Origin of the sequence: Methylorubrum populi, assembly GCA_036946625.1 — a bacterium.
Classification (GTDB): Bacteria; Pseudomonadota; Alphaproteobacteria; order Rhizobiales; family Beijerinckiaceae; genus Methylobacterium; species Methylobacterium populi_C.
This window is the reverse complement of record JAQIIU010000003.1, coordinates 134,096-160,130: the sequence shown is the minus strand read 5'-3', so window position 1 is coordinate 160,130 and position 26,035 is coordinate 134,096. Positions and strand designations below refer to the sequence as shown.

The 26,035-nt window shown below is 74.4% G+C and carries 28 protein-coding genes; 25 read left to right on the top strand and 3 right to left on the bottom strand.

Annotated features, from left to right (window positions below; genetic code table 11):
- Positions 1–2: 2 nt before the first annotated feature.
- From PGN25_12185 to cobJ, 9 genes are all read left to right on the top strand, one after another.
- Positions 3–767, top strand: a complete 765-nt coding sequence (locus PGN25_12185; GenBank protein MEH3118315.1) for a CbtA family protein — start codon at positions 3–5, stop codon at positions 765–767.
- The gene (locus PGN25_12180; GenBank protein MEH3118314.1) at positions 760–1,149 is read left to right on the top strand and encodes a DUF1636 domain-containing protein; all 390 of its coding nucleotides are present in this window, start codon (positions 760–762) and stop codon (positions 1,147–1,149) included. The genes PGN25_12185 and PGN25_12180 overlap by 8 nt, the downstream gene beginning before the upstream one ends.
- Positions 1,150–1,153: 4 nt before the next feature.
- Positions 1,154–2,188 (top strand): cobalamin biosynthesis protein CobW, encoded by a 1,035-nt coding sequence (gene cobW / locus PGN25_12175; GenBank protein ID MEH3118313.1) that lies wholly within the window; start codon positions 1,154–1,156, stop codon positions 2,186–2,188.
- 70 nt (positions 2,189–2,258) lie between these two features.
- On the top strand, positions 2,259–2,870 hold the full coding sequence (locus tag PGN25_12170; protein MEH3118312.1) for a Uma2 family endonuclease: 612 nt from the start codon (positions 2,259–2,261) through the stop codon (positions 2,868–2,870).
- Positions 2,871–2,880: 10 nt separating this feature from the next.
- Entirely contained in the window at positions 2,881–6,294 is a 3,414-nt protein-coding gene (gene cobN / locus PGN25_12165; protein ID MEH3118311.1) for a cobaltochelatase subunit CobN, read from the top strand.
- The gene (gene cobG / locus PGN25_12160; protein MEH3118310.1) at positions 6,291–7,592 is read left to right on the top strand and encodes a precorrin-3B synthase; all 1,302 of its coding nucleotides are present in this window, start codon (positions 6,291–6,293) and stop codon (positions 7,590–7,592) included. The genes cobN and cobG overlap by 4 nt, the downstream gene beginning before the upstream one ends.
- Positions 7,589–8,221 carry a precorrin-8X methylmutase gene (locus PGN25_12155; GenBank protein ID MEH3118309.1) on the top strand — a complete coding sequence of 211 codons (633 nt, stop codon included), beginning with the start codon at positions 7,589–7,591 and terminating at the stop codon, positions 8,219–8,221. The genes cobG and PGN25_12155 overlap by 4 nt, the downstream gene beginning before the upstream one ends.
- Positions 8,221–9,018, top strand: coding sequence for a precorrin-2 C(20)-methyltransferase (locus tag PGN25_12150; protein MEH3118308.1), 798 nt, complete (start codon positions 8,221–8,223; stop codon positions 9,016–9,018). Before PGN25_12155 ends, PGN25_12150 begins: the two co-directional genes overlap by 1 nt.
- Positions 9,015–9,773, top strand: coding sequence for a precorrin-3B C(17)-methyltransferase (gene cobJ, locus PGN25_12145; protein MEH3118307.1), 759 nt, complete (start codon positions 9,015–9,017; stop codon positions 9,771–9,773). The genes PGN25_12150 and cobJ overlap by 4 nt, the downstream gene beginning before the upstream one ends.
- A 143-nt stretch (positions 9,774–9,916) precedes the next feature.
- Here cobJ and PGN25_12140 read toward each other — a convergent pair whose 3' ends face one another.
- Positions 9,917–10,108: a hypothetical protein gene (locus tag PGN25_12140; GenBank protein ID MEH3118306.1), complete on the bottom strand. Its 192-nt coding sequence runs from the start codon at positions 10,106–10,108 to the stop codon at positions 9,917–9,919.
- A 440-nt stretch (positions 10,109–10,548) separates the two neighbouring features.
- On the opposite strand from PGN25_12140, the gene PGN25_12135 reads away from it, so the two are divergent.
- From PGN25_12135 to PGN25_12115, 5 genes are all read left to right on the top strand, one after another.
- Positions 10,549–10,866, top strand: coding sequence for a hypothetical protein (locus tag PGN25_12135; protein ID MEH3118305.1), 318 nt, complete (start codon positions 10,549–10,551; stop codon positions 10,864–10,866).
- On the top strand, positions 10,829–12,094 hold the full coding sequence (locus PGN25_12130; protein ID MEH3118304.1) for a terminase family protein: 1,266 nt from the start codon (positions 10,829–10,831) through the stop codon (positions 12,092–12,094). The genes PGN25_12135 and PGN25_12130 overlap by 38 nt, the downstream gene beginning before the upstream one ends.
- Positions 12,095–12,145: 51 nt before the next feature.
- Complete coding sequence (locus tag PGN25_12125) at positions 12,146–13,306, top strand: phage portal protein (GenBank protein ID MEH3118303.1); 1,161 nt, start codon at positions 12,146–12,148, stop codon at positions 13,304–13,306.
- A gap of 171 nt (positions 13,307–13,477) precedes the next feature.
- Positions 13,478–13,951: an HK97 family phage prohead protease gene (locus PGN25_12120; GenBank protein ID MEH3118302.1), complete on the top strand. Its 474-nt coding sequence runs from the start codon at positions 13,478–13,480 to the stop codon at positions 13,949–13,951.
- Between the two features lie 31 nt (positions 13,952–13,982).
- Positions 13,983–15,248, top strand: a complete 1,266-nt coding sequence (locus PGN25_12115) for a phage major capsid protein (GenBank protein ID MEH3118301.1) — start codon at positions 13,983–13,985, stop codon at positions 15,246–15,248.
- A gap of 7 nt (positions 15,249–15,255) precedes the next feature.
- On the opposite strand, the gene PGN25_12110 is transcribed toward PGN25_12115, so the two are convergent.
- Together PGN25_12110 and PGN25_12105 are read right to left on the bottom strand one after the other, a co-directional pair.
- A complete protein-coding gene (locus PGN25_12110) occupies positions 15,256–16,104 on the bottom strand; it encodes a trypsin-like serine protease (protein ID MEH3118300.1) in 849 nt (282 codons plus the stop codon).
- Between the two features lie 159 nt (positions 16,105–16,263).
- Entirely contained in the window at positions 16,264–17,016 is a 753-nt protein-coding gene (locus PGN25_12105) for a trypsin-like serine protease (GenBank protein ID MEH3118299.1), read from the bottom strand.
- 33 nt (positions 17,017–17,049) lie between these two features.
- Between PGN25_12105 and PGN25_12100 the strand changes: the two genes are divergently transcribed.
- Genes PGN25_12100 through PGN25_12050 form a run of 11 tightly spaced genes read left to right on the top strand, consistent with a single transcriptional unit; the run spans position 17,050 to position 26,019 of the window.
- Positions 17,050–17,625, top strand: a complete 576-nt coding sequence (locus PGN25_12100; protein MEH3118298.1) for a hypothetical protein — start codon at positions 17,050–17,052, stop codon at positions 17,623–17,625.
- A 36-nt stretch (positions 17,626–17,661) separates the two neighbouring features.
- Positions 17,662–18,003 carry a head-tail adaptor protein gene (locus tag PGN25_12095; GenBank protein ID MEH3118297.1) on the top strand — a complete coding sequence of 114 codons (342 nt, stop codon included), beginning with the start codon at positions 17,662–17,664 and terminating at the stop codon, positions 18,001–18,003.
- Positions 18,000–18,449, top strand: coding sequence for a DUF3168 domain-containing protein (locus PGN25_12090; GenBank protein MEH3118296.1), 450 nt, complete (start codon positions 18,000–18,002; stop codon positions 18,447–18,449). The genes PGN25_12095 and PGN25_12090 overlap by 4 nt, the downstream gene beginning before the upstream one ends.
- A complete protein-coding gene (locus PGN25_12085; protein MEH3118295.1) occupies positions 18,446–18,856 on the top strand; it encodes a phage major tail protein, TP901-1 family in 411 nt (136 codons plus the stop codon). The genes PGN25_12090 and PGN25_12085 overlap by 4 nt, the downstream gene beginning before the upstream one ends.
- Before the next feature lie 4 nt (positions 18,857–18,860).
- Positions 18,861–19,187, top strand: a complete 327-nt coding sequence (locus PGN25_12080; GenBank protein ID MEH3118294.1) for a gene transfer agent family protein — start codon at positions 18,861–18,863, stop codon at positions 19,185–19,187.
- Positions 19,184–19,417, top strand: a complete 234-nt coding sequence (locus PGN25_12075) for a phage tail assembly chaperone (protein MEH3118293.1) — start codon at positions 19,184–19,186, stop codon at positions 19,415–19,417. The genes PGN25_12080 and PGN25_12075 overlap by 4 nt, the downstream gene beginning before the upstream one ends.
- Positions 19,414–20,061: a phage tail tape measure protein gene (locus PGN25_12070; GenBank protein ID MEH3118292.1), complete on the top strand. Its 648-nt coding sequence runs from the start codon at positions 19,414–19,416 to the stop codon at positions 20,059–20,061. Before PGN25_12075 ends, PGN25_12070 begins: the two co-directional genes overlap by 4 nt.
- A gap of 11 nt (positions 20,062–20,072) precedes the next feature.
- Positions 20,073–20,714 carry a DUF2460 domain-containing protein gene (locus PGN25_12065; protein ID MEH3118291.1) on the top strand — a complete coding sequence of 214 codons (642 nt, stop codon included), beginning with the start codon at positions 20,073–20,075 and terminating at the stop codon, positions 20,712–20,714.
- An 11-nt stretch (positions 20,715–20,725) separates the two neighbouring features.
- Positions 20,726–21,619, top strand: coding sequence for a DUF2163 domain-containing protein (locus PGN25_12060; protein MEH3118290.1), 894 nt, complete (start codon positions 20,726–20,728; stop codon positions 21,617–21,619).
- A 7-nt stretch (positions 21,620–21,626) separates the two neighbouring features.
- A complete protein-coding gene (locus PGN25_12055; GenBank protein ID MEH3118289.1) occupies positions 21,627–22,088 on the top strand; it encodes an NlpC/P60 family protein in 462 nt (153 codons plus the stop codon).
- Positions 22,089–22,113: 25 nt separating this feature from the next.
- Positions 22,114–26,019 carry a glycoside hydrolase/phage tail family protein gene (locus PGN25_12050; GenBank protein MEH3118288.1) on the top strand — a complete coding sequence of 1,302 codons (3,906 nt, stop codon included), beginning with the start codon at positions 22,114–22,116 and terminating at the stop codon, positions 26,017–26,019.
- Positions 26,020–26,035: the final 16 nt, after the last annotated feature.

Genomic DNA, 26,035 nt, shown 5'->3' with positions numbered 1-26,035 from the left:
CTATGATCACCCGGTTGCTGTCGGCGGCGCTCGTCGCCGGCTTCCTCGCGTCCGTCGTCGCGACGGGCCTTCAGCTCGCGCTGACCTCCCCGCTGATCCTCCAGGCGGAAACCTACGAGGGTGAGGGCGCCCATGCCGCCCTCGCGCCGTCCCCTGCCGTCTCCTTCGCCGCCCTGATCGTCCCGGCCCACGCCCATTCGCACGGCGAGGGCGGGCATGACCACGGCTCGGCCGACGCGTGGCAGCCCGCGCCGGGCCTGCAGCGCATGGCCTTCACCGGTCTCGCCACGCTGGTCGGCGGCGTCGGCTACGCCCTGTTGCTCGGCGCGGTGATGCTGGCCCTGCGCCGCGAGCCGAATCCGCGCAGCGGTCTGGCCGTGGGCATCGCCGGCTTCCTCGCGGTGGCCCTCGCCCCCGCCATCGGCCTGCCGCCGGAATTGCCCGGCATGGGCGCGGCGCCGCTGCTGCTGCGCCAGTCGTGGTGGCTGATGACGGTGCTCGCCACCGGGCTCGGCCTCTACCTGATCGCCGTGCGGCGGGTGCCGCTGACGGTTCTGGGCGGCTTCGTCCTGATCGTCGCGCCGCATCTCGCCGGGGCGCCGCAATCGGTCGATACGGTCTCGTCGCAGGTGCCGCCGGCGACCGCGGCCCAGTTCGCCGCGCGCTCCCTCGCCATCGGCTTCGTGTTCTGGGCGGTGATCGGGTTGGCCTATGGCTGGGCCTGGGGCCTGTTCGGCCGCGAGGTGGGCGCTCGTGCGAATGCCTGAGACGGGTACCGCCGTCCTGTCGGTCTGCACCACCTGCCGCGCGGCGGGGGATGCGTCCGAGCCGCGTGCCGGGGCCAAGCTCCTGGCCGCGCTGCTCGCGGAAGCCGGGCGCGCGCCGGTGCCGGGCCTGACGATCGAGGGCACCGAGTGCCTCTCGGTCTGCAAGCGGCCCTGCACCGTCGCGGTCGTCTCGGCCAACCGCTGGACCTACGTCTACGGCGATTTCGACGCGCTCGAAGACGCCGAGACCTCGGCCCGCACCCTCCTGGCGGGCCTGCGCCGCTACCTCGAGACCTCCGACGGCGTCGTGCCCTGGCGCGAGCGGCCGGAAGCGTTTCGCAAGGGCGTCGTCGCCCGCATCCCGCCGAACCGGACGCCTTGAGATCATGAGCCTCGTCGAAAAGATTCCCTGCACCATCGTCACCGGCTTCCTCGGGGCCGGCAAGACGACGCTTGTGCGCCACACCGTCGAGAACGCCCGCGGGCGCCGCCTCGCGATCATCGTCAACGAGTTCGGCGATCTCGGCTTCGACGGCTCGTTCCTCGCCGCCTGCGGCGTCGAGGGCTGCACCGAGGATTCGGTGGTGGAATTGCCCAACGGCTGCATCTGCTGCACGGTCGCCGACGACTTCGTGCCGGCACTCACGAAACTCCTCGACCGTCCCGAGCCGCCGGAGCACATCCTGATCGAGACTTCCGGCCTCGCACTGCCCAAACCCCTGGTCCAGGCCTTCCAGTGGCCGGCGATCCGCTCGCGGGTCACCGTGGACGGCGTGGTCGCGGTGGTGGACGGCCCGGCGGTGGCCGCCGGGATGTTCGCCGAGGATCCGGACGCGCTGGCCAACCAGCGCGCGGCGGACCAAGCGGTCGATCACGACAACCCGCTGGAGGAGGTGTTCGAGGACCAGATCCTCTGCGCCGACCTCGTGGTGCTCAACAAGGCCGATTTGCTGGACGGGGCGGGCCGCGACAAGGTCCGCGCCGAGATCGAGGCACACCTGCCGCGCGCCGTGGAGATCGTCGCGACCGAGCACGGCCGACTCGATCCGCGCGTGCTGCTCGGGATCGCCGCGGCGGCGGAAGACGATCTCGACGCCCGCCCCTCGCATCACGGCGCGGGCGAGGATCACGACCACGACGATTTCGAATCGGTCGCGATCCCCGTCGGCGCCGCCGGCAGCCCGGAGGATCTCGCGGCGCGCGTGGAGAAGGCCGCCGAGACCGAGGGCGTTCTGCGCATCAAGGGCTTCGCCGAGGTCAGGGCCAAGCCGATGCGTCTCGTGGTGCAGGGCGTCGGCCGGCGCGTCGCCGCCCATTACGACCGTCCCTGGAAGGGCTCGGAGCCCCGCGACGGGCGCCTCGTCGTCATCGGCCTGAAGGGCTTCGACCGAGAGGCGGTGGCCGCCGCTTTGCGCGGATGACGATGACGGGCCGCGTTATGGTGCCGTCGCCGATGTCCTATAAGGGAAGGCCCGCAAGAGAACCCCGCCCATGCCGGAGCGCCACCCGCAGCCGATGACCGTCGAAGCCTTCTTCGCTTGGCAGGAGCGCCAGGCGGAGCGGTACGAACTCGTCGGCGGCGTGCCCGTGCGGATGATGGCGGGGGCCCGCAACGTCCACGACGACATCGTGGTCAACCTCCTCGCTGCCCTGCACACGGCCCTGCGCGGCAGCGGTTGCCGGCCTTTCACCGGTGACGGCAGCGTGGAGACCGGCCCGGGCCGGATCCGCCGGCCCGATGCCGGCGTCGATTGCGGCGCGCGCGACCCGAGCGCGATGAAGGCCGCCGACCCGCGCCTCGTCGCGGAAGTGCTCTCGCCCAGCACCCGCGATTTCGACGCGTTCGAGAAGCTGGCCGAGTACAAGGCGCTGGAGGGGCTCGACCACATCCTGCTGATCGAGCCGAACGCGCCCGAGGTCATGCTGTGGTCCCGCGAACCGGATCGCGCTTGGCGCAAGCAGCGCGTCGCCGGCCGTGACGGCGTGCTCGTCTTGTCGGGCCTGCGCATCGCGCTGGCACTCGCCGATCTCTATGACGGCATCGTCTTTCCCGTCCGTCCCCGGCTCGTTCAGGACGAGACGCCCGGCGAGCCGGAGCGGTGAGCGAGCGTCCATGCACCTGATCCGCCTCGATACGGTCTCCCTCGACGAGGGCGAGGCGGCGGTCGATCTCGGCCAGAGCCCGGGCGAGATCGTGTTTTTGTCGTTCACCGATACGGACCTCGCGGCCGTCGCCCGCGCGCATGCGGACGAGCCCGGCCTGCCGTCGCTGCGGCTCGCCAAGCTGGCGCAACTGCGCCACCCGATGTCGGTCGATCTCTACGTCGATGCGGTGATCGCCCGCGCGAGGGTCTGCGTCATCCGCTGCCTCGGCGGGCTCGACTACTGGCGCTACGGCATCGAGCGCGCCGCGGCGGCCGCGCGGGCGCGGGGCGTGCGGCTCGCGGTGCTGCCCGGCGACGACCGGCCGGACCCGCGCCTCGACGCCTTCTCGACCCTGCCGCCGGAGACCTGCGCCCGCCTCGACGCCTATTTTCGCGCGGGCGGGCCGGAGAACCTGAAGAACCTGCTGCGCTGCCTCGCGGCGGAGGCCGGCGCCGCCTTCGAGCCGGCGCCGCCGCGGGCGCTGCCGCGGGGCTTCGCGTGGTGCCCCGGCTGCGGGCCGCTGTCCGTCGAGGCCGCGATGCAGGCCGCCGGGCCGGGGCCGTTGGCGCTGCTGCTGGTCTACCGCTCGGCGGTGCTCTCCGGCGAGACGGCCCCGGCCGCCCGGCTGTCGGCCGCCCTGGCCGAGCGCGGCATCGGATGCGTGACGCTCGCCGTGTCGAGCCTGAAGGACCCGGAGGCCGTGGCCGTCCTGCGTGCGATGCTTGGCCTGCGCCGGCCCGACATCGTGCTGGCTGCCACCGCCTTCTCGGCCCGCGACGATGCCGGCTTCGTGCTCGACGCCGCCGACTGCCCGGTGCTCCAGGCCTGCACGGTCGGCGCCCCACGCGCCGCCTGGAGCGCCTCCGGCCGCGGCATGAACGCGGCCGACCTCGCCATGCAGGTGGCCCTGCCCGAATTCGACGGGCGGCTCTCGGGCTTTCCGATCTCCTTCAAGGAGGAGGCCGAAGCGGTCGAGGGCTTTGCCGGGCGCCGCGCCGTGCCCGACCCCGCCGGCATCGCCGCTCTGGCCGAGCGCGCCGCCGCCTGGATCCGTCTGCGGCGAACGCCCCGCGGAAAACGTCGGCTCGCGCTGGTGCTGTCCGATTATCCCGCCCGCGGAGGACGGGCCGGCTACGCGGTGGGCCTCGACACGCCGGAGAGCGCCCGCGCCATCGCCGCCGACCTGGCCGCAGAAGGTTTTGCAGCGGGCGACCTGCCGGAGGCGGGCGCGCTGATGGAGGCCCTCACCGCGGGCGAGCCGGGCTTTTTCGTAGCGCTGGCCGATTACGCGGCGTGGTTCGAGAGGCTGCCGGACGAGCTCCGGGCGGAACTCACGGAGCGCTGGGGCGCGCCGGAGGATGATCCGCTCTGCCGGGACGGCGCGTTCCGGTTCCGGATGGTGCAAGCGGGTGCCGCGCGAACCCCCCTCTCCCCGCATGCGGGAAGAGGGGATGCGCGCGGTGCGGCGCGTGAAGGTGGCCTCACCCTCTTCCTCCAGCCCGACCGGGGCCGGAGCGCCGACCGCAAGGCCGGTTACCACGCTCCCGACGAGCCGCCGACCCACGCCTACCTCGCCTTCTACCTGGGCCTGCGCGAACGCTTCGACGCGCTGATCCATCTCGGCACCCACGGCACCACCGAGTGGCTGCCCGGCAAGGCGGTGGCGCTGTCACCCGCATGCTGGCCGGCGCTGGCGGTCGGGGCGCTGCCGGTGGTCTATCCCTTCATCGTCGACGATCCCGGCGAGGCCGCGCCGCTGAAGCGACGGCTCGGCGGGATCGCGCTGGGTCACCTCACCCCCACCGTCGACGCCGCCGGGCTCACCCCCGAGGCCGCGGCTTTGCGCGAACTCGTGGAAGAGTACTCCGCCGCGAGCGTGCTCGATCCGCGCCGGGCCGGGCTGATCGCCGAGGCGATCCTCGACGAGGCGGCCTCCGCCGGCCTGCTCGAAGGCGCAGGGATCGATGGCGACACGCCGATGGCCGACGCGCTGACCGCGCTCGACGCGCATCTGTGCGATCTCGGCGAGACCCCTTTTCGCGACGGCCTGCACGTGTTCGGCCGCGCCCCGGCCGAGGCGTCCGAGGCCGTCCGGGACTCGGCGCGGGCCGAGCATGCCGCGCTGGCCGCCGCCCTCGACGGCCGCTTCGTCGCGCCGGGTCCCGCCGGCTCGCCCGCGCGCGGACGCCGGGACGTGATGCCGACCGGCCGCAACCTGACGACCCTCGACCCCCGCGCCCTGCCGACCCGCGCCGCGACCCTGCTCGGCAGCAAGGCGGCGGAGGCGGTGGTGCGGCGCTACCTTCAGGACGAGGGCGAGTACCCGGCGCGCATCGTCATGGACCTCTGGGCCTCGCCGACCCTGCGCACCGGCGGCGAGGACGTGGCGCATGCCCTCGCGCTGATGGGCGTGCGCCCGGTCTGGGACCATGCCTCGACCCGCGTGACCGGCTTCGAGGTGCTGCCGCCGGCGCTCCTCGACCGGCCGCGCATCGACGTGACCTGCCGCGTCTCCGGCGCTTTTCGCGATACGTTCCCGGAGACGCTGGCGCTCCTCGACCGCGCTGCCCGTGCCGTCGCCGCCCGCGAGGAGGAGGACGAGGACAATCCCCTCGCCGCGGCGCGCCGCCGGGGCGAGTCCGCTGCCCGCATCTACGGCGCGGCCCCGGGCCGCTACGGCGCGGGCGCGGCCGAGACGGCGCTCGACGGCGCCTGGGAGGGGCGCGCCGATCTGGGACGGGCCTATCTCGCCGCCACCACCCACGCCTACGGCGACGCGGAAGGCGCGGATGCGGACTTCGCCGCCCGCGTCGCCGCGGCGGACGCCTATGTCCACGCCTTCGACGTGGCCGAGCGCGACCTGCTCGACGGCGACGCGGCGGCCGACGCCGTGGGCGGTTTCTTTGCCGCCGCCGCCGCCGAGGGGAAGACGCCCGCGCTCTACAGCCTCGACGTCTCGAACCCGGAGACGCCGCGCACCCGCACCGCCCGCGAGGATGTCGCCCGGCTGATCCGCGGCCGGCTCGGCCATCCGCGCTGGATCGCGGCCCAGCTCCGCCACGGCTATCGCGGCGCGCAGGAATTCGCCCAGGGGATCGACGCGGTGTTCGTGCTCGCCGCCGCCACCGACGCGGTGACGGGCAGCGATCTCGACCGGCTCTACGGCGCCTGGATCGCCGACCCGGAGACCTTCGAGGCGTTGAAGGCGGCCAACCCGCAAGCGGCCCGCGCCATCCTGGAGCGCTTCGAGGAACTGCGCGCCCGCGGCCTCTGGCAGAGCCGCCGCAACGCGGCGCCGGCCGACGCGATGATGGAGCATCGGCCCGAAAGGGGGCCGCCGGCTTTCGGGCGAAGCCGATGCAGGACGATCGCCGCCGAATGAGCGCGCGCCGCACCCCGCCGGAGGGCGCCCGCCGCGGCTGGTGCCCCTCGCTCGCCCGGCCGATGCCGACCGGCGACGGGCTGCTCGCCCGCGTCCACCCGCCGCTGGGCCATCTCACCGCCGCGCAGATGCGGGCGGTGGCCGCGGGCGCCCGGGCCCACGGCAACGGCCATATCGACCTGACCGCCCGCGGCAATCTCCAGGTCCGCGGCGTCGGCGAGGCGAGCGCGCCGCGCCTCGCCTGCGCCCTGGCGGAGGCCGGCCTCGCCGACACCCGCGACGATGGCGGCCCGCAGCGGCTGACGCTCACCGCGCCGCTCGCCGGCCTCGACCCGACGGAAAAGATCGACGTGCCGGCGCTGGCCCGTGCCGTGGAGGCGGCGGGTCTCGCCGTGCCGGGCCTGCCGCCCAAGACGCTGGTGGCGATCGACGGCGGTGGTGCCCACGGCCTCGGCGCGGTCGAGGCGGATTTCTTCCTGTTCGCCGAAGGTTCCGGACAGGTCGCCTTCGGGCTCGCGGGCGAGGCCGGGCCCCTGCGCTGCGGCGTGCTGCCGGAGCGCCGCGCCGCCGGCGCCCTCGGCCTTGCCCTCGTCGCCTTCGCCGGGACCGGCGGGCGCCGGATGCGCGATCTCGACGCGCGCGGGCGGGCCGTGGTCGCGGCGGTGGCCGGCTTCTTCCCGTTCGAACCGGCGCCGCTGAGCCCCGCCCCCATCCCCGCCGCGCCGGGGCTCGCCGCCCTGACGGGGGACGCCGCAGCGGTCCTCGTCCAGGCGCCGTTCGGCCGCTGCACCGCCGACCGGCTGGAGCGCGTCGCGGCTTTGGCCGGGGAGGCGGGGGCGCGGTTGAGCGCCGAGCGCGGCTTCGCCCTCGTCGCTTCGTCCGGCCGCACCGCCGCCCTCCGGTCGGACCTCGCGGAGGCCGGCTTCATCGTGACGCCCGACGATCCCCGCCGCGCGGTGGCCGCCTGCCCCGGGGCGCCGGCCTGCCGCTCCGGCACGACCCCGGTGCCCGACCACGCCGCCCGGCTGGCGCGGGCGCTGGCGCCGCTCACCGGCTTCGGCCTGTCCGCTCCGATCACCGTGCACGTCTCGGGCTGCGCCAAGGGCTGCGCCCATCCCGGCCCCGCCGACCTCACCCTCGTCGGCCGCGAGGGCGCCTACGACGTGGTGCTCGCTGGCCCCCCCTCTGCCGAGCCGGCGACGCGTCTCGCTTTCGAGGCGGCGCTGGACCGGATAAGGAGGGCCGCGGCGGCCGGGCTTTCGGCGCTGGATCGGGTGTTTCGGGACAACGTGAGATGAGTGCGCGCCACGACTACATCCGCGACGGCGGCGCGATCTACGCGCGCTCCTTCGCGATGATCCGCGCCGAATCCGATCTCGCCCGCTGGTCCGGCGCGGCCGAGCGGGTCGTGGTGCGGATGATCCACGCCTGCGGCATGACCGACCTGCCCGGCGACGTGGAGATGTCGGACACCTTCGCCGCCGCCGGCGAGGCGGCGCTGAAGGCCGGCGCGCCGATCCTGTGCGACGTGCGCATGGTCGCCGACGGCGTCACCCGCGCGCGGTTGCCGGCGGGAAACGCCGTGATCTGCACGCTCGGCGACCCGCGCGTGCCCGGTCTCGCGGCGGAGATGGGCACCACCCGCTCGGCCGCGGCGATGGAATTGTGGCGCGAGCACCTGCCCGGCAGCGTCGTCGCCGTCGGTAACGCGCCGACCGCCCTGTTCCGCCTGCTCGAACTGCTGGACGAGGGCGTCGCGCCCCCGGCGGCGGTGATCGGCATCCCGGTCGGCTTCGTCGGCGCGGCGGAATCCAAGGAGGCTCTGGCGCGGGACGGGCGTGTGCCCTTCGTCGTGGTCCACGGTCGCCGCGGCGGCAGCGCCATGACGGCGGCGGCCGTCAACGCGCTCGCGAGCGAGGTCGAATGATGGAGGGGAGCCTGCGCATCGACGCCCCGGCCGAGGCCACGGACGGCGCGGGCGAGACCCCCGTCTCGCCGAAGACCGGCACGCTCTTCGGCGTCGGCATGGGGCCGGGCGATCCCGACTTCCTCACCGTCAAGGCGATGCGGGTGCTGGAACACGCCCCGGTGCTCGTCCACTTCTGCAAGCGGGGCAAGCGCGGCAACGCCCGCACCATCGCCGACGCGGTGGTGTGCGATCCGACCCGCGAGTTTCCGCTGGCCTATCCCTACACCATCGAGCTTCCCCCCGATCACCCGGACTACGTCGCGGCGCTCGCCGGTTTCTACGACGAGGCGGCCGGGCGATTGGCCGGCCATCTCGGCGCGGGGCGCGACGTGGCGATCCTGTCGGAGGGCGATCCCTTCTTCTACGGCTCGTTCATGCATCTGTGGCGGCGCCTGAAGGACCGCTTCCCCGTCGAGGTGATCCCCGGCGTCACCGGCATGTCGGGCTGCTGGACCCGGGCCGGCACGCCGATCACCTGGGGCGACGACGTGCTCACCATCCTGCCCGCGACCCTGCCGCGCGCGGCGCTGGTGGAGCGGCTGAAGGGGACGGACGCGGCCGTCGTCATGAAGCTCGGCCGCCACCTGCCGAAGGTGCGCGGCGTCCTGGCCGAGACCGGCTTCTTGGCGCGCGCCGTCTACGTGGAACGGGGCACCATGGCCGGCGAGCGGGTGGTGCCGCTGGCCGAGAAGGCGGACGACGCCGCGCCCTACTTCTCCATGGTGCTGGTGCCCGGCGAGGGCCGCCGCCCGTGAAGGGGGGAAGCGTCACGGTCGTCGGCCTGGGACCGGGCGACCCGCGCCTGCTCACCGAATCGGCCCGCGCCGCCCTCGACCGGGCGCAGGACCTGATCGGGTACGTCCCCTACGTCGCCCGCGTGCCCGAGCGCGCGGGGCTGACGCGCCACGCCAGCGACAACCGCGTCGAGGTGGACCGCGCCCGCCACGCCCTGGAGCTCGCCGCCAGCGGCCGCCATGTCGCGGTGGTGTCGGGGGGCGACCCCGGCGTGTTCGCCATGGCCGCGGCCGTGTTCGAGGCGGTGGAGCACGGCCCGGCGGACTGGCGCCGCCTGACCATCGAGGTCGAGCCCGGCATCACGGCGATGCTCGCCGCCGCCGCCCGCCTCGGCGCACCGCTCGGGGGCGATTTCTGCGCGATCTCGCTCTCCGACAACCTCAAGCCCTGGGAGGTCGTGACCGCCCGGCTGGAGGCCGTGCTGCGGGCGGGGCTCAGCGTCGCCCTCTACAACCCGATCTCGTCCGCACGCCCCTGGCAGCTCGGCCGGGCGCTGGCGCTCGCCGCCGAAATCCTTCCCGCCACGACGCCGGTCATCTTCGCCCGCGCCGTGACGCGGCCGGACGAATCGCTGCGGGTGCTGACCCTGGACGAGGCCCGGACCGCCCCGGCCGACATGGCGACCATGGTCATCGTCGGTGCGCCGACGACGCGGCTGATCGAGCGGGAAGGACGGCTGCCCTTCGTCTACACGCCGCGCAGCGTGGCCCCGTAGCGCCCCGACTGCCGAATCCGTTCACCGGCGTTGCGGTGCGGCCCGGGCGGCCCGCCGCGCTTCCCCATGAAAACGGGCGCCGGCCGAGACGCGGCGCCCGTTCCCGCTTCGGTTACGGCGTTCGATCACGGCCGATGGGACGTTCAGAAGACGCCGAAGAACCACAGCAGCAGGATGATCGGCAGGGGAATACCGATCAGCCAGAGCAGGCCACCTTTGAGCATCGTCCCGTCTCCTCCGCGGTGGGGCGGACGGCGCCGCCCCTCGGTTTGATGACCGACAAGGTTCCTCCGGTGTTCCGTGTGGGGGGCGGAAAAACCGGTCGATGGATCCATGACGACGGCCGGATGATGCGCTGCCGGCCGAGGTTCCCTTACGTCATGGCGAGGCGAAGCCGAAGCCATCCAAGGTGCCGTCCTCTCCGGAGAGGTCGCGCGGCTGGATCGCTTCGCGTTCGCTCGCGGTTGACGGATGCAGGCGCGAAACGCGCGGCGGTCGCTGCCGGCCGGCTCTTCGCTCACCGTTGTCCTTCTACGCCCGGCAGGCGCCAGCGTTCAGGACATGATTCCGATGTGGGTGAGAAATAGGAATTTCATCATTGACAGCGCGACGCTCCTCGTGTAGGTAGAGGGCACGCTCAGGAAGTGTGGATGGAGACGCGGCGATGCCGGACCCCTCCGAGCCATGCAGCGAGCCCCCGCCGAGTGCGCCTTTAAAGCCAAGTCCCGGAAAATCCCGCAAGCGGGCGCCCGATGCCAGGCGGTTGCGGGCGCGCTTGCTGGCGCAGATCGAACGGCAGATCGAGCGGTTCGATGCGGCCCTCGACGCGGAGGCGCCGCCCGCCGGGTTCGATTCGGCAAAAGTGCTGCGCGATCTCGGCGGCCTCAAGAACCTGCTCGACGACATGAAGGCGGCCGACCGGGCCGTGCGGGAGGGAGGGGCGGATGGCGCAGCCGGCTGGCCTTCCCTGTCCGTTGCCGATCTCGTGGCGATGCGCACGGATATCGCGCGCCGCTATGCTGCATTCGCGGCGGCGGAGCCGGACGACGGCGTTCCTGAGCCGGCTCTCCCCGGAGCATCTGCGCCTGCTTGAGGCGGACTGGCTCCATCTCGCGCGGCACGATCAGCTCCCGCCCCCGGGCCGCTGGACCACCTGGGCGGTGATCGGCGGGCGCGGCTCCGGCAAGACCCGCACCGGGGCGGAATGGGTGCGCGGGTTGGCCCTCGGCGATCCCGTCTTCACGGAGGAGCCCGTCGGGCGCATCGCGCTGGTCGGCGAGACCTTCGCCGACGTGCGCGACGTGATGATCGAGGGGCCGTCCGGGCTTCTCGCCCTGCCGCGCCTCGGCGGCGCGCCGCTGGCCTGGCAGCCGTCGCGGCGGCGGGTGGTGTTCGGCAACGGCGCGGTGGCGCTGGCCTTCTCGGCCGAGGAGCCGGATTCCCTGCGCGGGCCCCAGTTCGGCGCGGCGTGGTCCGACGAGGTCGCGAAGTGGCGCGGGGCGGAGGCCGCCTACGACATGATCCAGTTCGGCCTGCGGCTCGGGACGCATCCGCGCGGTCTCGTCACCACGACGCCGCGTCCGGTGCCGCTGATCCGCCGGCTTCTCGCCGATCCGAGGAGCGTGGTGACGCGCTCGCGCACCGCCGACAACGCCCGGAACCTCGCGCCGCGTTTCCTCGAAGAGGTGGTCGGTCGCTACGCCGGCACCCGGCTCGGGCGCCAGGAACTCGACGGCGAGCTGATCGAGGACCGGCCGGACGCGCTCTGGACCCGCGAGACCATCGAGAGCGCCCGCATCTCCGAGGCGCCGCCGTTGCAGCGCATCGCCGTCGCGGTCGATCCGCCCGCCTCGTCGCGAGCCGGTGCGGATGCCTGCGGGATCGTCGCGGCGGGGCTCGCGGCGGACGGCAGCGCCTACGTGCTCGCCGACGCGACCCTGGAACGGGCGGCCCCTGCCGCCTGGGCGCGGGCGGCTCTGACGCTCTACCATCGCCTCGGCGCGGACGTGCTGGTGGCCGAGGTCAACCAGGGCGGCGAGATGGTCGTCTCGGTCCTGGCCGAGGCCGATGCGAGCGTGCCCGTCGTCACGGTGCGGGCGACGCGGGGAAAGATGCTGCGGGCCGAGCCGGTCTCGCTCCTCTACGCCCAGGGCCGCGTCCGCCATGTCGGACCGCTGTCGGCGTTGGAAGACGAGATGTGCGCCTTCGGCCCCGGCGGCCTGCCCGGCGGCGGCTCGCCGGATCGGCTGGATGCCCTGGTCTGGGCGCTGACGCACCTGATGCTGACGCCGAGTGCGGAGCCGCGCATCCGCCGGCTGTGACGAGCGGTGCGGTTAATTTCACGTGAAACACTTTTGGGCGGGGGACGTGCCATGCCTGGACTCATGACCCGGCTCGCCAGGGCCGCGGGCTTCGTTCCGGCCACGAAGGCGAGCGCGGCCGTCGCCCTGTACGGGGAGAGCCGAGCGGTCTGGACCGCGCGCGATTACGCGGCGCTCGCCCGCGAGGGCTTCCAGCGCAACGCCGTCGTCCACCGTGCCGTGCGGCTGGTGGCCGAGGCCGCCGCCTCGCTTCCGCTGACGTTGGCCGGCGCCGACGAGGCGCATCCCCTGCTCGAACTTCTCGCCCGGCCGAACCCGCGCGAGGGCGGGATGCGCTTCCTCGACGGCATCTACGGGCACCTGCTGGTCTCGGGCAACGCCTATATCGAGGCGGTCGAGATCGACGGCACGCCGCGCGAACTGTTCGGCCTGCGTCCGGACCGGATGCGCGTGGTGGCCGGCGCCGACGGCTGGCCGGTCGCCTACGAATACGCCGTCGGCGGGCGGCGGGTCCGCTACGAGCAGGCGGGCGCCGTGCCGCCGATCCTCCATCTGACGTTGTTCAACCCGCTCGACGACCATTACGGCCTCTCGCCGATGGAGGCGGCGGCGGTGCCGCTCGACATCCACAACGCGGCGGGCGCCTGGAACAAGGCGCTGCTCGACAACGCCGCGCGTCCTTCCGGCGCCCTGGTCTTCGCGCCCTCGACCGGCGCCGCCTTGAGCGACACGCAGTTCACCCGTCTGAAGGCGGAACTGGAGGCGAGCTATCAGGGCAGCGCCAATGCCGGGCGCCCGCTCCTCCTCGACGGCGGACTCGACTGGCGCCCGCTCTCGCTCTCGCCGAAGGAGATGGATTTCGTCGAGGCCAAGGCGGCCGCCGCCCGCGAGATCGCCCTGGCCTTCGGCGTGCCGCCGCTGCTGCTCGGGCTTCCCGGCGACAACACCCACGCCAACTACGCCGAGGCCAACCGCGCCTTCTACCGGCAGACGGTGATCCCGCTGGTGCGCCGCACCGCCGACTCGCTCGCCCGCTGGCTCGAACCGGCCTTCGGCCCGGCCCGGCTGGAGCCGGATCTCGATGCGGTCGAGGCCTTGGCGACCGAGCGCGAATCACTCTGGCGCCGCGTCCAGGGCGCCGATTTCCTGTCTGCGGCCGAGAAGCGCGAGGCTGTCGGTTATTCGTCCGAAGTCCCGGGGACCGGGGCCTGATACCAACCGGCGATGATCCCGACGCATCGCCGGTTGCCCGCGCGAAGGCGCGGCGGCGGGCGTCCGCCGGGCGCAGGGAATCCGACCATCGGTCGGATTCCCTGCAACTTGGTATGAGGCCCCGGCGGGATTCGGGCAGAGCCCGCTCTTCACTCCTTCCGAGGTCTTTCGATGGATGGCCATTTCACCGGCTACGCCAGCCTGTTCGGCGTGCCCGATCTCGGCCGCGACACCGTCGCACCGGGCGCCTTCGCCGCGAGCCTCGCCCGGCGCGGACCGCGCGGGGTGCGGATGCTGTGGCAGCACGATCCGGCCGAGCCGATCGGCGCGTGGCTCTCCCTCAAGGAGGACGCCCGCGGCCTGCGCGTGGCCGGCCGGCTCAACCTCGCGGTCCAGCGCGCCCGCGAGATCGACGCGCTGATGCGCGAGGGCGCCCTCGACGGACTCTCCATCGGCTTTCGCGTGGTGCGGGCTTCCCCCGAGCGCGGCGGTCGCCGGCTCATCGCCGTCGATCTCTGGGAGATCTCGCTGGTGACCTTCCCGCTCCAGCCCGATGCGCGGGTGATCCGCGCGGCCGCGCCGCGCCCGTTCCTACCCCTGCCGCGCCCGCGCCTTCCCGCTCCGCCGCCGACGGCGCGGGCCTGACCCTTTCCCTTCCCTCACCGACGAGGATGCCATGACCGAGACGCGTTTCGAGACCAAGGCCCCGGCAGGCCTGCCCGAGAACAAGGCCGCGATGTTCGGCGCCGACGCGGTGCTCGACGAGTTCGCCCGCGCCTTCGAAGCGTTCAAGGAGGCGAACGACACCCGTCTCGCCGAGATCGAGAGCCGACTCACCGCCGACGTGGTGACCGAGGAGAAGCTCGCCCGCATCGACGCCGCCCTCGATCAGGCGAAGACCCGCCTCGACCGGATCAGCCTCGACCGCGCCCGGCCTCCGCTGGGGGGCGCCGAGCCGGCGCGGGACGCCTCCGCCACCGAGCACAAGGCGGCCTTCGACCTCTACGTCCGGGCCGGCGAGAGCGCCGGCCTCAAGCGGCTGGAAGAGAAGGCGCTGTCGGCCGGCTCCGGGCCGGACGGCGGCTACCTCGTGCCGCCGACGATCGAGCGCGAGGTGCTGCGGCGCTTGGCCGAGATCTCGCCGATCCGCGCGCTGGCCACGGTGCGGGTCGTCTCCGGCGGGCAGTACAAGCGGGCGGTCTCCGTCAACGGCCCCGCCGCCGGCTGGGTCGCCGAGACCGCGCCGCGACCGCAGACCGACGCGCCGAGCCTGTCCGAACTGAGCTTTCCGGCGATGGAGCTCTACGCCATGCCGGCGGCGACCCAGACGCTCCTCGACGACGCCGTGCTCGACATCGACGCGTGGCTCGCGGAAGAAGTCGAGACGGCGTTCGCCGAGCAGGAGAGCGTCGCCTTCGTCACCGGCAACGGCGTCGGGCGGCCGAAGGGGTTTCTCAGCTACGATACGGTCGCCAGCGCGAACTGGGTGCCGGGCAAGCTCGGCTTCGTCGCCACCGGCGCGGCGGGCGCCTTCCCGGCGAGCAACCCGGCCGACATCCTGTTCGACCTGATCTACGCCCTTCGCGCCGGCTATCGGCAGGGGGCGAGCTTCGTGATGAACCGGCGGGTGCAGAGCGCGATCCGCAAGTTCAAGGATGCGGACGGCAACTATCTCTGGCAGCCGCCGCTGGCCGCCGACCGGAACGCCACCCTGATGGGCTTCCCCGTGGCCGAGGCCGAGGCGATGCCGGACATCGCCGCGGGCAACCCCTCCATCGCCTTCGGCGACTTCAGGCGCGGCTACCTCGTGGTGGACCGCGCGGGCCTGCGGACCCTGCGCGACCCGTATTCCGCCAAGCCCTACGTGCTGTTCTACACCACGAAGCGCGTCGGCGGCGGGGTGCAGGACTTCGCCGCGATCAAGCTGCTCCGGTTCGCCTGAGCCGCTCTCAGTACATCCGCCGCCGGGCGGGCCGGGCCATCCACTCGGTGCGTCCGGCCTGTGCCGCGGCGACGTCGGCCGGCAGGGCCTCCATCTCGGCGGCGCGCGAGGCGATCCAGCCCGCGTGCTCGCCGGTCGGCGTCACGGCGGTGAAGCCGCCGCAGGCGGTGCGGGCGCGGCGGTCCTGGCGCATGGCGCCGCTCGACCAGCTCACCACGCCGACCATCTGGCCGCCGCGCAGGATCGGGCCGCCGGAATCGCCGAGGCAGGCGCCCGCGCCCGCGGTCTCGGCCAGGCGCCGGGCATCGGTGACGACGGTGACGCGGTTGGCCACCTGCAGCGAGCCGATCGAGACGAGATGGGCCGTGCGCAGCGTCCGGGCGGTGTTGCGGCGGTTTTCCGCAAGCACGCCGAAGCCGGCGATGTCCACGGCGTCGCCGGTGGTGATCGCACCGCCGCGGGGATCGAGCGGGCGGAATCCGGGACCGACCGGCCGCTCCAGCTTGAGCAGGGCGAGGTCGATGCCCGGCTGCTCCTCCGGCGTCGTGCCGGGGACGAATTCGGGATGCATCGAGACGGCGACCGCCCGCAGGCGGCGCTGGCGGAAGTTCGGATCGACCACGATCACGTCGAAGCCCGCCTTGCGCATCACGCAATGGGCGGCGGTCAGCACGATGTCCTGCGCGATCAGGGTGCCGGAACAGATCTCGCCCTGCGTGCTCTCGATGCGCACGACGGAGGCGCGGAGCCCCCCGGGATCGCGGGAGGTGTGTCCCTGGACCACCGCCTGGGCCGAGAGCGGGACGAGCCCCAGCAGGGCACCGAACAGGCACGCGCGAAGGGGGCTCGCAACCATCTCTCGTGTTCTCCCAGGGCCCGGGCGCGCTCGGCGGGATTCCGCGGACGAATCCCGGGCCGGTTGAAGCCTATCCGAAGGCAATTCGGCGGCCAAGCTCCGGTTCCTTGTCCGGTTCCTTGGCGGCGGCGACGCGCCGGTCACGATCGGTCAACCGCCTCACCACTGCGCGGAAGCGGCCCAGCCCGAGAGCGTGCGGTCGATCCAGTCCCGTTGCGGCCCGAGCAGGATGCCCTGGGTGAGACCGCCGCAGGCCCCCTTCACCCAGGCGGCGATCGCGACCACCGTCGCGCCATCGAGGATCGGCCCGCCGGAATCGCCCTGGCAGCCGCCCGCCTTCGGCGCCCGGAGCCAGACCAGGATGCGGCTCGGGCCGTAGGGCTCCACCACCGCGAGCAGGACGCCGCGGTAGCGGCCGATCGAGCGCCGGTCGTCGCCCCGCGTCGCGCCGTAGCCCGCCAGCGTGAGGCTCCGGCCCGCCCGCGGCATTGCGGCTCCGAGTGTCGCCGGCGCGAAGCGGGCGGGAAGCGGTTCGCGGGTGCGCAGCAGGGCGAGGTCGATCGAGCGGGTGCGCCCGCGGATGGCGTCGCCGTCATAGGCCGGGTGCAGGCTGTGGGCGGCGACCTCCGCGAGCACCGGGCGGCCCGCCGCATCGCGGTAATGCACGCGGTTCTCCGTCACGCCCGCCACGCAATGGCCGGCGGTCAGCACCGCGTCGGGCGCGACGACGACCCCCGAACAGACCCCGCCGCCGGCGGTCAGCACCATCACCGCCGAGGCCGCGCCCGGCACCGCCGCCGCGCCGTCCTGGCCGCCGACGATCGCCTGGGCCGGGGCGGCGAGCAGCAGCGCCAGGGCCGCGGTGAGGGCGGGGCGTGCCGCACGGGCTGCGGACGGGGTCGGCATGCGCATCGATGCGGAAAGAGGCTTCGAGGAGAGGACGGCATGACCCCGATACGCGTCGATGAGACCGGCGTCGAGCCGACGACTTTGAGCGAGATGCGCGCCTTCCTGCGGCTCTCCTCCGACGAGACCGCCGAGGACGCGCTGATCGCCCGCCTGATCCCGGCGGCGCGGGCGGCGGTCGAGGCGGCCGCCCGCCGCCTTCTGCGCCCGGCCCGCTTCCGTGTGGTGCTGACGCAATGGCCCCGGCTCGGGCTGCTGCCGCTGCCGCTGTCGCCGCTCGTGGCCGTGGTTCGCGCCGGACTGGTCGATGCGCGCGGCACGCTCACCGAGATCGCGCCGGGGCCGGTCCGCATCGGTCCCGACCCGTGGGAGGCGCCGTGCCTCCTGATCGGGCCGGACGTGCCGCCGCTCGGCACGCGATCGGCGCTGATCGAGGTGAGCGCCGGCTGCGGCGGCGAGGGGCCGCCCGTCCCCGAGCCGCTGGTCCAGGCCCTGCGCCTGACGGTCGCCGACGGGTTCGAGAACCGCGGCGACACCGGCCGCGAAGGCGCGCCACGGCCGCTGCCGCCGGAAGCCGCCGGGCTCGCCGCCGCCTGCCGCCGGATGCGGCTCTGACCCGAAGCTCGTCCCGAAGCGCATGGAGACCCGACGATGACACATGTGCCGCTCGGCGCGCGGCGGCGGCGCCTCGTGCTCGAACTGCCGGTGGACGTGTCCGACGGGTTCGGCGGCCGCCTCCGCCGCTACGTCGCCGGTCCCGTGCTGTGGGGCTCGCTCGAGGCGCTGGGCAGCACCGTCGCGGGTCGCGGCGGGCGGACGGATCGGCCGGGCCTCTACCGGGTGGCCCTGCGCTACCGCCCCGGCGTCACCCCGGACATGCGCCTGGCCGACGGGACGCGCCGCTTCGTCATCCGCGCGGCGGACGATCCCGACGGGCGCCGCCGCGATCTCGTCTGCGAGATCGAGGAAGTGATCGAGGAGGCCGCGCCGTGACGGCTCCCGGCCCTCTTCTCGCCCTGCGCGCCGGCATCCTCGCGCGCCTCGCCGGGGATGCGGGTCTCGCCGCGCTGATGGGCGGCAGCCTGCGGCTCTACGACGAGCCTCCGCGTGGGGCCGCGCCGGTCTACGCCCTGTTCGGCGACGGTGAGGTGCGCGACGATTCCGTCGACGGGGCCCGCCGCCACCGCCACGCCTTCGCCCTCACCGTCTTCGCCAAGCCGGGCTCGGCGCGCTCCGCCCTCGACGCGGCCGAGCGCATCGCCGCACTGCTCGACGCGGCCGACCTGGCCCTGAACGGCCACGCCCTCGTCTTCCTGCGCCTCGCCCGCATCGCCAGCGCCCGCGACGAGCGCAGCGGCGAGGCCCGCGCCACCCTCGCCTTCGAGGCCGTGACCGAGGTCGCGGCGCAAGCCCTCGACAAGACCGGAGCCGCAGCATGAGTGCACAGAAGGGCAGGGATCTGCTGATCCGGGTCGGCAACGGGGCCGGCGGCTTCGTCGCGGTGGCGGGCCTGCGCGCCCGGCAGCTCGCCTTCAACGCCGAGACCGTGGACGTCACCAACGCCGACTCGGCCGGGCGCTGGCGCGAGTTGCTGGCTGGAGCGGGCGTGCGCCGCGCCTCGGTCGCCGGATCGGGCGTGTTTCGCGACGAGGCCTCCGACGCGCACCTGCGCCAGATGTTCTTCGACGGCGTCATCGACGCCTTCCAGATCGTGGTGCCCGCCTTCGGCACGATCGAGGGCCTGTTCCAGATCACCAGCCTCGAATACCGCGGCGAGCATGCGGGCGAGGTCACCTTCGACATGGCGCTGGATTCCGCCGGCCCCTTGAGCTTCGCGGGGGCTTAAGACCATGGCCAACCGCCGACGCGGCGAGGTGCCGCTCGCGCTCGGGTCCGAGCGCTACACCCTCTGCCTCACCCTCGGGGCGCTGGCCGAACTGGAGAACGCGCTCGGCGCGGGCGATCTCGCCGGGCTCGCCGAGCGCTTCGCCGGAGGGCGGCTCGCCGCCCGCGACGTGATCGCGCTCCTCGGCGCAGCCCTGCGCGGCGGCGGCCACGCCCTCGACGACGAGGCCGTGGCCCGCCTGCCGCTCGCGGGCGGCCTCGCGCGCGTGACCGAGGCGCTGGGCGAAGCGCTGGTCGCCGCCTTCGGCGAGGCGCCGCCCGCGGACCCTTGAGCGCCCCGGGGAGCCCCGCGCCGGAGACGCCCGTCTCCGCCTTCCCGTGGGATGCGGTGCTGGCGCTCGGTCTCGCGACCCTGCGCTGGCGCCCGCGCGACCTCTGGGCCGCGACGCCCCGCGAACTCGCTGCCGCCGCCGGCCTGACCCGGCCGGCGCCCGAGGCCCTGGGCCGGTCCGACTTCGATCGGCTGCTCGCGGCCCACCCCGATCCGGAGGACGTGCGATGACCGACGCCGACCGCACCACCGCCGAGCGGACGAAGCAGCTCGAAACCCTCGACCGGCTGGCTCAGCGCTTCGGACAGAGCCTGTCCTCGGCCTTCGACCGCAACCTCAATGCCGGGCGCCAGCTCGACGGCGTGCTGGCCTCGCTGGCGAGCAAGCTCTCGAACGTCGCGGTGAAGGCGGCGCTCGCGCCCGTGAGGACGGGGGTGAGGAGCCTCGTCGACGGCCTGCTGAGCGCGGGGGGCGAGGCCGGCGGCGCGACGGCGCTGGCGAAGGGCGGGATCGTCGCGGGGGGGCGGATCGTGCCGTTCCGCCTCGGCGGCGTCCTCGGCGGCGGTCTTGCAGGTGCCCTGGGCACCGGACGGGTTCGCCCCTTCGCCGCCGGCGGGATCGTGGCCGCGCCCACCTACTTCCCGCTCGCGGGTTCCGGCGGCACCGGCCTGATGGGCGAGGCGGGCCCTGAGGCGATCCTGCCGCTGCGGCGCGGCAGCGACGGCCGCCTCGGCGTCGCCGCGGGCGGGGCGGAGCGGCCGGTCGCGGTCACCGTCAACATCGCCACCCCCGACATCGAGGGCTTCCGCCGCTCGGAGGCGCAGGTCGCCGCCCGCCTCGCCCGCGCCGTGGCGCGCGGCCAGCGCGCTTTGTGAGAGGCTCCCGCATGCCGTCCGACTTCCACGAGGTGCGCTTTCCCCTCGACGTCGCCTTGCGCGGCAGCGGTGGCCCGGTGCGGCGGACCGAGATCGTCACGCTGGCCTCGGGGAGAGAGCACCGCAACAGCCGCTGGGCCGATTCGCGCCGCCGCTACGATGCCGGCCTCGGCATCCGCACCCTCGACGCCCTGCACGCGGTGCTGGGCTTCTTCGAGGAGCGGCGCGGCCGGCTCTACGGCTTCCGCTACCGCGACCGGGTCGATCACCGCTCCGGTCCGCCCTCGCGCGCGATCGCGCCGACCGACCAGCCGATCGGCACCGGCGACGGCACCACCCGCGTCTTCACCCTCGCCAAGACCTACGGAAGCGGCCCGGAAGCCTATCGCCGGGTCGTCGCCAAGCCGGTGGCCGGCAGCGTGCGCGTCGCCGTGAACGGCGCCGAAGTGCCGGCAAACGAATTCGCCTGCGATCCGGCGACGGGTCAGGTCACCTTCGCTCCCGATGCGGTGCCCGCCCTGGGCGCGAGCGTCACCGCCGGCTTCGCGTTCGACGTGCCCGTCCGCTTCGACACCGACGAACTCACGGTCGATCTCGCCGCCTTCACCGCGGGCGAGGTGCCACGCATCCCGCTGATCGAAATCGTGCCCTGAGGAGGAAGCCGATGCGCGCGATCCCGCCCGCCCTCGCCGCCCGCTTGGGTCACGGGGCGACCACGCTGTGCCGCTGCTGGGCTCTGCACCGCCGCGACGGCCTCGTCCTCGGCTTCACCGACCACGACCGCGACCTCGCGCTCGCCGGGGTGACCTACGCCGCCCGCGCCGGCCTGGAGGCGGCGGAGGCGAGCGCGGAACTCGGTTTCGCCGTCGGCGGCGGCGAGGTCGCGGGCGCGCTCACCTCCGCCGGGATCACCGAGGCCGACGTGGCGGCGGGCCTCTACGACGGGGCCGGGGTCGAGACCTGGCTGGTCGATTGGGCCGAGCCCGAGGCGCGCCTGCTGCTCGACGTGGCGACGATCGGCGAGATCCGCCGGGCGGGCGGCGCCTTCGTCGCCGAGTTGCGCGGCCTGATGCACCGCCTCGACGCGCAGACCGGCCGCACCTTCCGCGCCGCCTGCGATGCGGATCTCGGCGATGCCCGCTGCCGCGTCGGCCTCGCCGGCCCGCGCTATCGCGCGACCGGCACGGTGCAGGTCGTGCCGGAGCCCGGCCGCCTCACCGTCGTGCTGTCCACGGACCTTGCGGACGCCTGGTTCTCCGGCGGGCGCCTCGTCTGGGAGCGGGGCGCCAATGCCGGCCTCGCCGCCGACGTGAGGACGCACCGTCGCGAGGGCGCGCGCGTCACCCTCGACCTGTGGGAGACGCCGCCGCGGCCGGCCGTGCCCGGCGACAGCTTCGCCCTCACCGCCGGCTGCGACAAGAGCCTCGCCACCTGCCGGGACAAGTTCGCCAACTCCTTGAACTTCCAGGGATTTCCCCACATGCCCGGCAACGACTTCGTGCTCCGGTCGACCCCCGATGCGGCCACCCGCCTCGACGGCTCCAGCCTGTTCCGGTGAGGCGGTCATGGACGGGCCAGCACCGCTCGCCGAGCGCATCGTGGCGGAGGCCCGCGAATGGGCCGGCACGCCCTACCGGCACCAGGCCTCGCTGAAGGGCGTCGGCTGCGACTGCCTCGGCCTGCTCCGCGGCGTCTGGCGGGCGGTGCTCGGACCCGAGCCGGAGGAGGCGCCGCCCTATGCCGCCTCCTGGGCCGAATCCGCGTCCGTCGGCAGCGACCCGCTGCTCGCCGCCGCGCGCCGCCATCTCGTGCCGGTCACCGAGCCGCTGCCGGGTTACGGGCCGCGTGCGGGCGACGTGCTGCTCTTCGCCTTCCGTGCGCATTTGCCGGCAAAACACTGCGCCATCGCCACGGGACCGGCGGCGATGATCCACGCCCATGACGGCGCGGCGGTGACGGAGGTCGCCCTGACCCCATGGTGGCGGCGCCACCTCGCCCACGCCTTCCGCTTTCCCGATCCGCCCTGATCCAAACCGGCCCGGAGGCTCCGCCATGGCGACGCTCGTGCTTCAGACGGCCGGCGAGGCGGTCGGCAACGCACTCGGCGGCCCCATCGGCGGGATGATCGGCCGGGTCGTCGGCGCGGCCGGCGGAGCGGCCCTCGACGGCGCCCTGTTCGGCGCCGGCACCAGCCCGCGCTTCGTCGAGGGGCCGCGGCTGACCGAACTCGGCGGCCTCACCTCCACCGAGGGAGCGCCGGTGCCCCGCGTCTACGGCCGCGCCCGCATCGGCGGCACCCTGCTGTGGGCGACGCGGCCGCTGGAGGTCGCCAACACCACCGTCGAGCGCGCCGCCTCCGGCTCGAAGGGCGGAGCCGGCGGCCAGAAGACGGTGCGCACCGCCTACAGCTACTTCGCGAACATCGCCGTCGGCCTCTGCGCCGGCGAGATCGCCTTGGTGCGGCGGATCTGGGCCGACGGCACCGAACTCGACCTGACGTCCCTCAACCTCCGCATTCATCCCGGCAGCGCGGCGCAAGCGGCCGACCCGCTCATCGTCGCCAAGGAGGGCGCGGAGAACGCACCGGCCTATCGCGGGCTCGCCTACGTCGTGTTCGAGCGGCTGCCGCTCGCCGCCTTCGGCAACCGCATTCCGCAGTTCGCCTTCGAGGTGATCCGCCCGATCGCGGGGCTCGGCAGCAGGATCCGCGCGGTCTGCCTGATCCCCGGCTCGACCGAGTTCGGGCTCGACCCGCTTTCCGTCAGCGAGGATGCGGGATTCGGCTCAACGAAGCCGGCTAATCTATTTCAGTTGCAGGGGACGAGCGACGTGCTCGCCTCCCTCGACGCGCTCCAGGCGCTCTGTCCGCGGCTGAAGCGGGTCTCGGTGGTCGTGAGCTGGTTCGGCGACGACCTGCGCGCCGGCCATTGCACGGTGACGCCGCGGGTCGAGGCTGCGGCCAAGGCGACGACGGGGGAGCCCTGGGCGGTCGCCGGGTTGACCCGCGCGACGGCGCGATCCGTCTCGCGCTCCGGCGACACCGCAGCCTATGGCGGCACGCCCGCCGATGCCGGTCTCGGCCGGCTGGTGGCGGAATTGACCCGCCGCGGCCTCGCGGTCGTGCTCTATCCCTTCGTGATGATGGACGTGCCGGCGGGCAACGCCCTGCCCGACCCGCGCAATCCGGCGGGCCGGCAGCCCCCCTATCCCTGGCGCGGGCGCATCACCTGCGATCCCGCCCCCGATCAACCCGGCAGCCCGGATGGTACGCAGGCGGCGGCGGATCAGGTCGCGGCCTTCTTCGAGGGGCCGCAGGGCTACCGGGCGATGATCGGGCATTATGCCGATCTCGCCGCGGGCTGGGCGGCGGCGGGTGCGACGCTCGCCGGATTCGTCCTCGGCAGCGAGTTCGTGGGCCTTACGCGGGTGCGCGGGCCGGGCGGCTCCTATCCGGCCGTGGACCGGCTTCGCCGGCTCGCCGCGGAGATCCGCACCCGGCTCGGGAGCGGCGTGAGCCTCGTCTACGCCGCCGACTGGACCGAGTACGGCGCCCATGTCCGCGGGGGCGGCGCCTCCGTGCGCTTCCCCCTCGACCCGCTGTTCGCCGATTCCGCCGTCGACGCGGTCGGCATCGACTACTACCCGCCGCTCTCGGACTGGCGCGACGGTCCCGATCACCGCGACGCGGCCGAAGCCGCCGAGATCTACGACCGCGCCTATCTCAAGGGACGCCTCGGCGCGGGCGAGGCCTTCGACTGGTACTATGCCAGCCCCGAGGACCGGGTTGCGCAGATCCGCACGCCGATCACCGACGGCGCCTACGGCAAGCCCTGGATCTACCGGGCCAAGGATCTGGTCGCGTGGTGGTCGAACCCGCATGTCGAGCGGGAGGGCGGGGTCGAGACCGGGCCGACCGCCTGGGCGCCGAGGGCGAAGCCGATCTGGCTCACCGAGATCGGCATTCCCGCGGTCGATCGCGGCACCAACGGGCCCAACGTGTTCCCCGACCCGAAATCCTCGGAGGATGCCCGCCCGCCCTTCTCCCGCGGCACCCGCGACGACCTGATCCAGGCCCGCGGCCTCGACGCGATCCTTTCGCGGTTCGATCCGGCGGGGCTTGATTTCGAGCCGGCTCATAATCCGGTGTCGCCGGTCTATGGCGGGCGGATGATCGCGCCCGAGGACATCTATGTCTGGGCCTGGGACGCGCGCCCCTTTCCCGCCTTTCCCGACTTCACGGGCGTCTGGTCGGACGCCGCCAACTGGGCGCTCGGCCACTGGATCACCGGCCGCATCGAGGGGCTGGAACTCGACCGGCTGATCGGCGCGATCCTGGCCGATCTCGGGATCGCGGCGCCCTCCGCCATCGAGGCCGCCGGCTTCCTCGACGGTTACGTCCTCGACCGGCCGCTCTCGGCCCGCGAGGCGCTCGAGCCGCTCACACGGCTGTTCGGTCTCGACGTGGCGGACTCCGCCGGGAGCCTGCGCATCGCCGGCACGCGGGCCGACGCCCCAACCGTGATCGAAGCCGGCGATCTCGTCCTCGCGGAGGACGAGGATGCGCCCTTGCGTCGGGTGCGGGCGCAGGAGAGCGAATTGCCCCGCTCCGTCGAGATCGGCATCAGCGACGGCGAGAGCCCGGATTACCGCCGGGCCACCGCCGCCGCCGCGCGCCCGGCCGGCGCGCGGCGGCGGGAGACCCGCATCGACGCGGCGATCGTCACGCGGCGGGAGGCGGCCCAGGGGCTCGCGGAGAGCGTCCTCGACGCGGCACTCGCCGCCCGCGACGGCGCGGGCTTCCGGCTGAGCCCGCGCCGGATCGATCTGGAGCCCGGCGACCGCGTGCGGCTGCCGGGCGAGACGCGCGGCACGCTCCACCGCGTCGCCCGGATCGACGACGCCCCGACGGGGCGCCGGATCGAGACGCGGGCGGTGCCGCTCCTCAGGCGCGATCCCGTCCCCGCCGCACCCGTCCCCCGGCCCGGCCGGACGCCGCCGGCCCTGGCCGGACCGGTCTTCGCCCTGCCGCTCGTCCTGCCGGTCGAGCGCGGCAACCCGGTGCCGCTCTCCTACCTCGCGGTCGCCGCCGATCCCTGGCCCGGCGCGGTCGCGGTCTGGCGCGCGGCCGGGGAGGGAGCGCCGTTCCTGCCCCACCGCACCCTCGACCATCCCGCCTGCCTCGGCCGCACGCTGAACCCGCTCGCCCCCGGCCCGCTCTGGCGCTTCGACCGCAATGCGCGGCTCGACGTCGCCCTGCGCCACGCCGAGGGACTGAGTGCGATCGGCGAGGCCGCCGCGCTCGCCGGCGGCAACCTGTTCGCCCTCGTCGGCGGCGACGGGGCGGTCGAGATCCTGTCCGCCGCCCGGGCCGAGCTGATCGGGGGCGGGACGTGGCGGCTCTCCGGCCTGCTGCGGGGGCTCGCCGGCAGCGAGGCCGCCGCGGGCCGGCAGGCGGGGGCGGGGAGCCTGATCGTGCGCCTCGACGACGGCGCCGTCGCGCCGCTGGTCGAGCGTCTCGACGAGGCGGGCCGCCGCTTCCTCTACCGGGTCGGCCCGGCCGAGCGCGACCCGGCCGATCCGGCCTTCGTCGGCTTCGCCGCGACGGCGGGCCTGGCGGCCTTCGCGCCGTTGAGCCCGGTCCACCTGCGCGCCCGGCGGGAGGCCGGCGGCCTCCGCCTGAGCTGGACCCGCCGGGCGCGGCGCGACGCCGATGCCTGGGAGCCGGCCGACGTGCCGCTCGGCGAGGGCGCGGAAGCCTACCGCCTCGACATCCTCGCCGAGGACGGGCGCGTCCTGCGCCGCCTCGCCAGCGCGAGCCCGGACGCGCTCTACGCGGGCGCGGACGAGATCGCCGATTTCGGGGCGCCGCGCACCGAGATCGCCTTCGCCGTGGCGCAGGTCGGCACGCTTGCCGGCCCCGGACCCGCCCGCCGCGCGCGGGTGAGCGTGCGCACCTGACATCCACCATCACGCG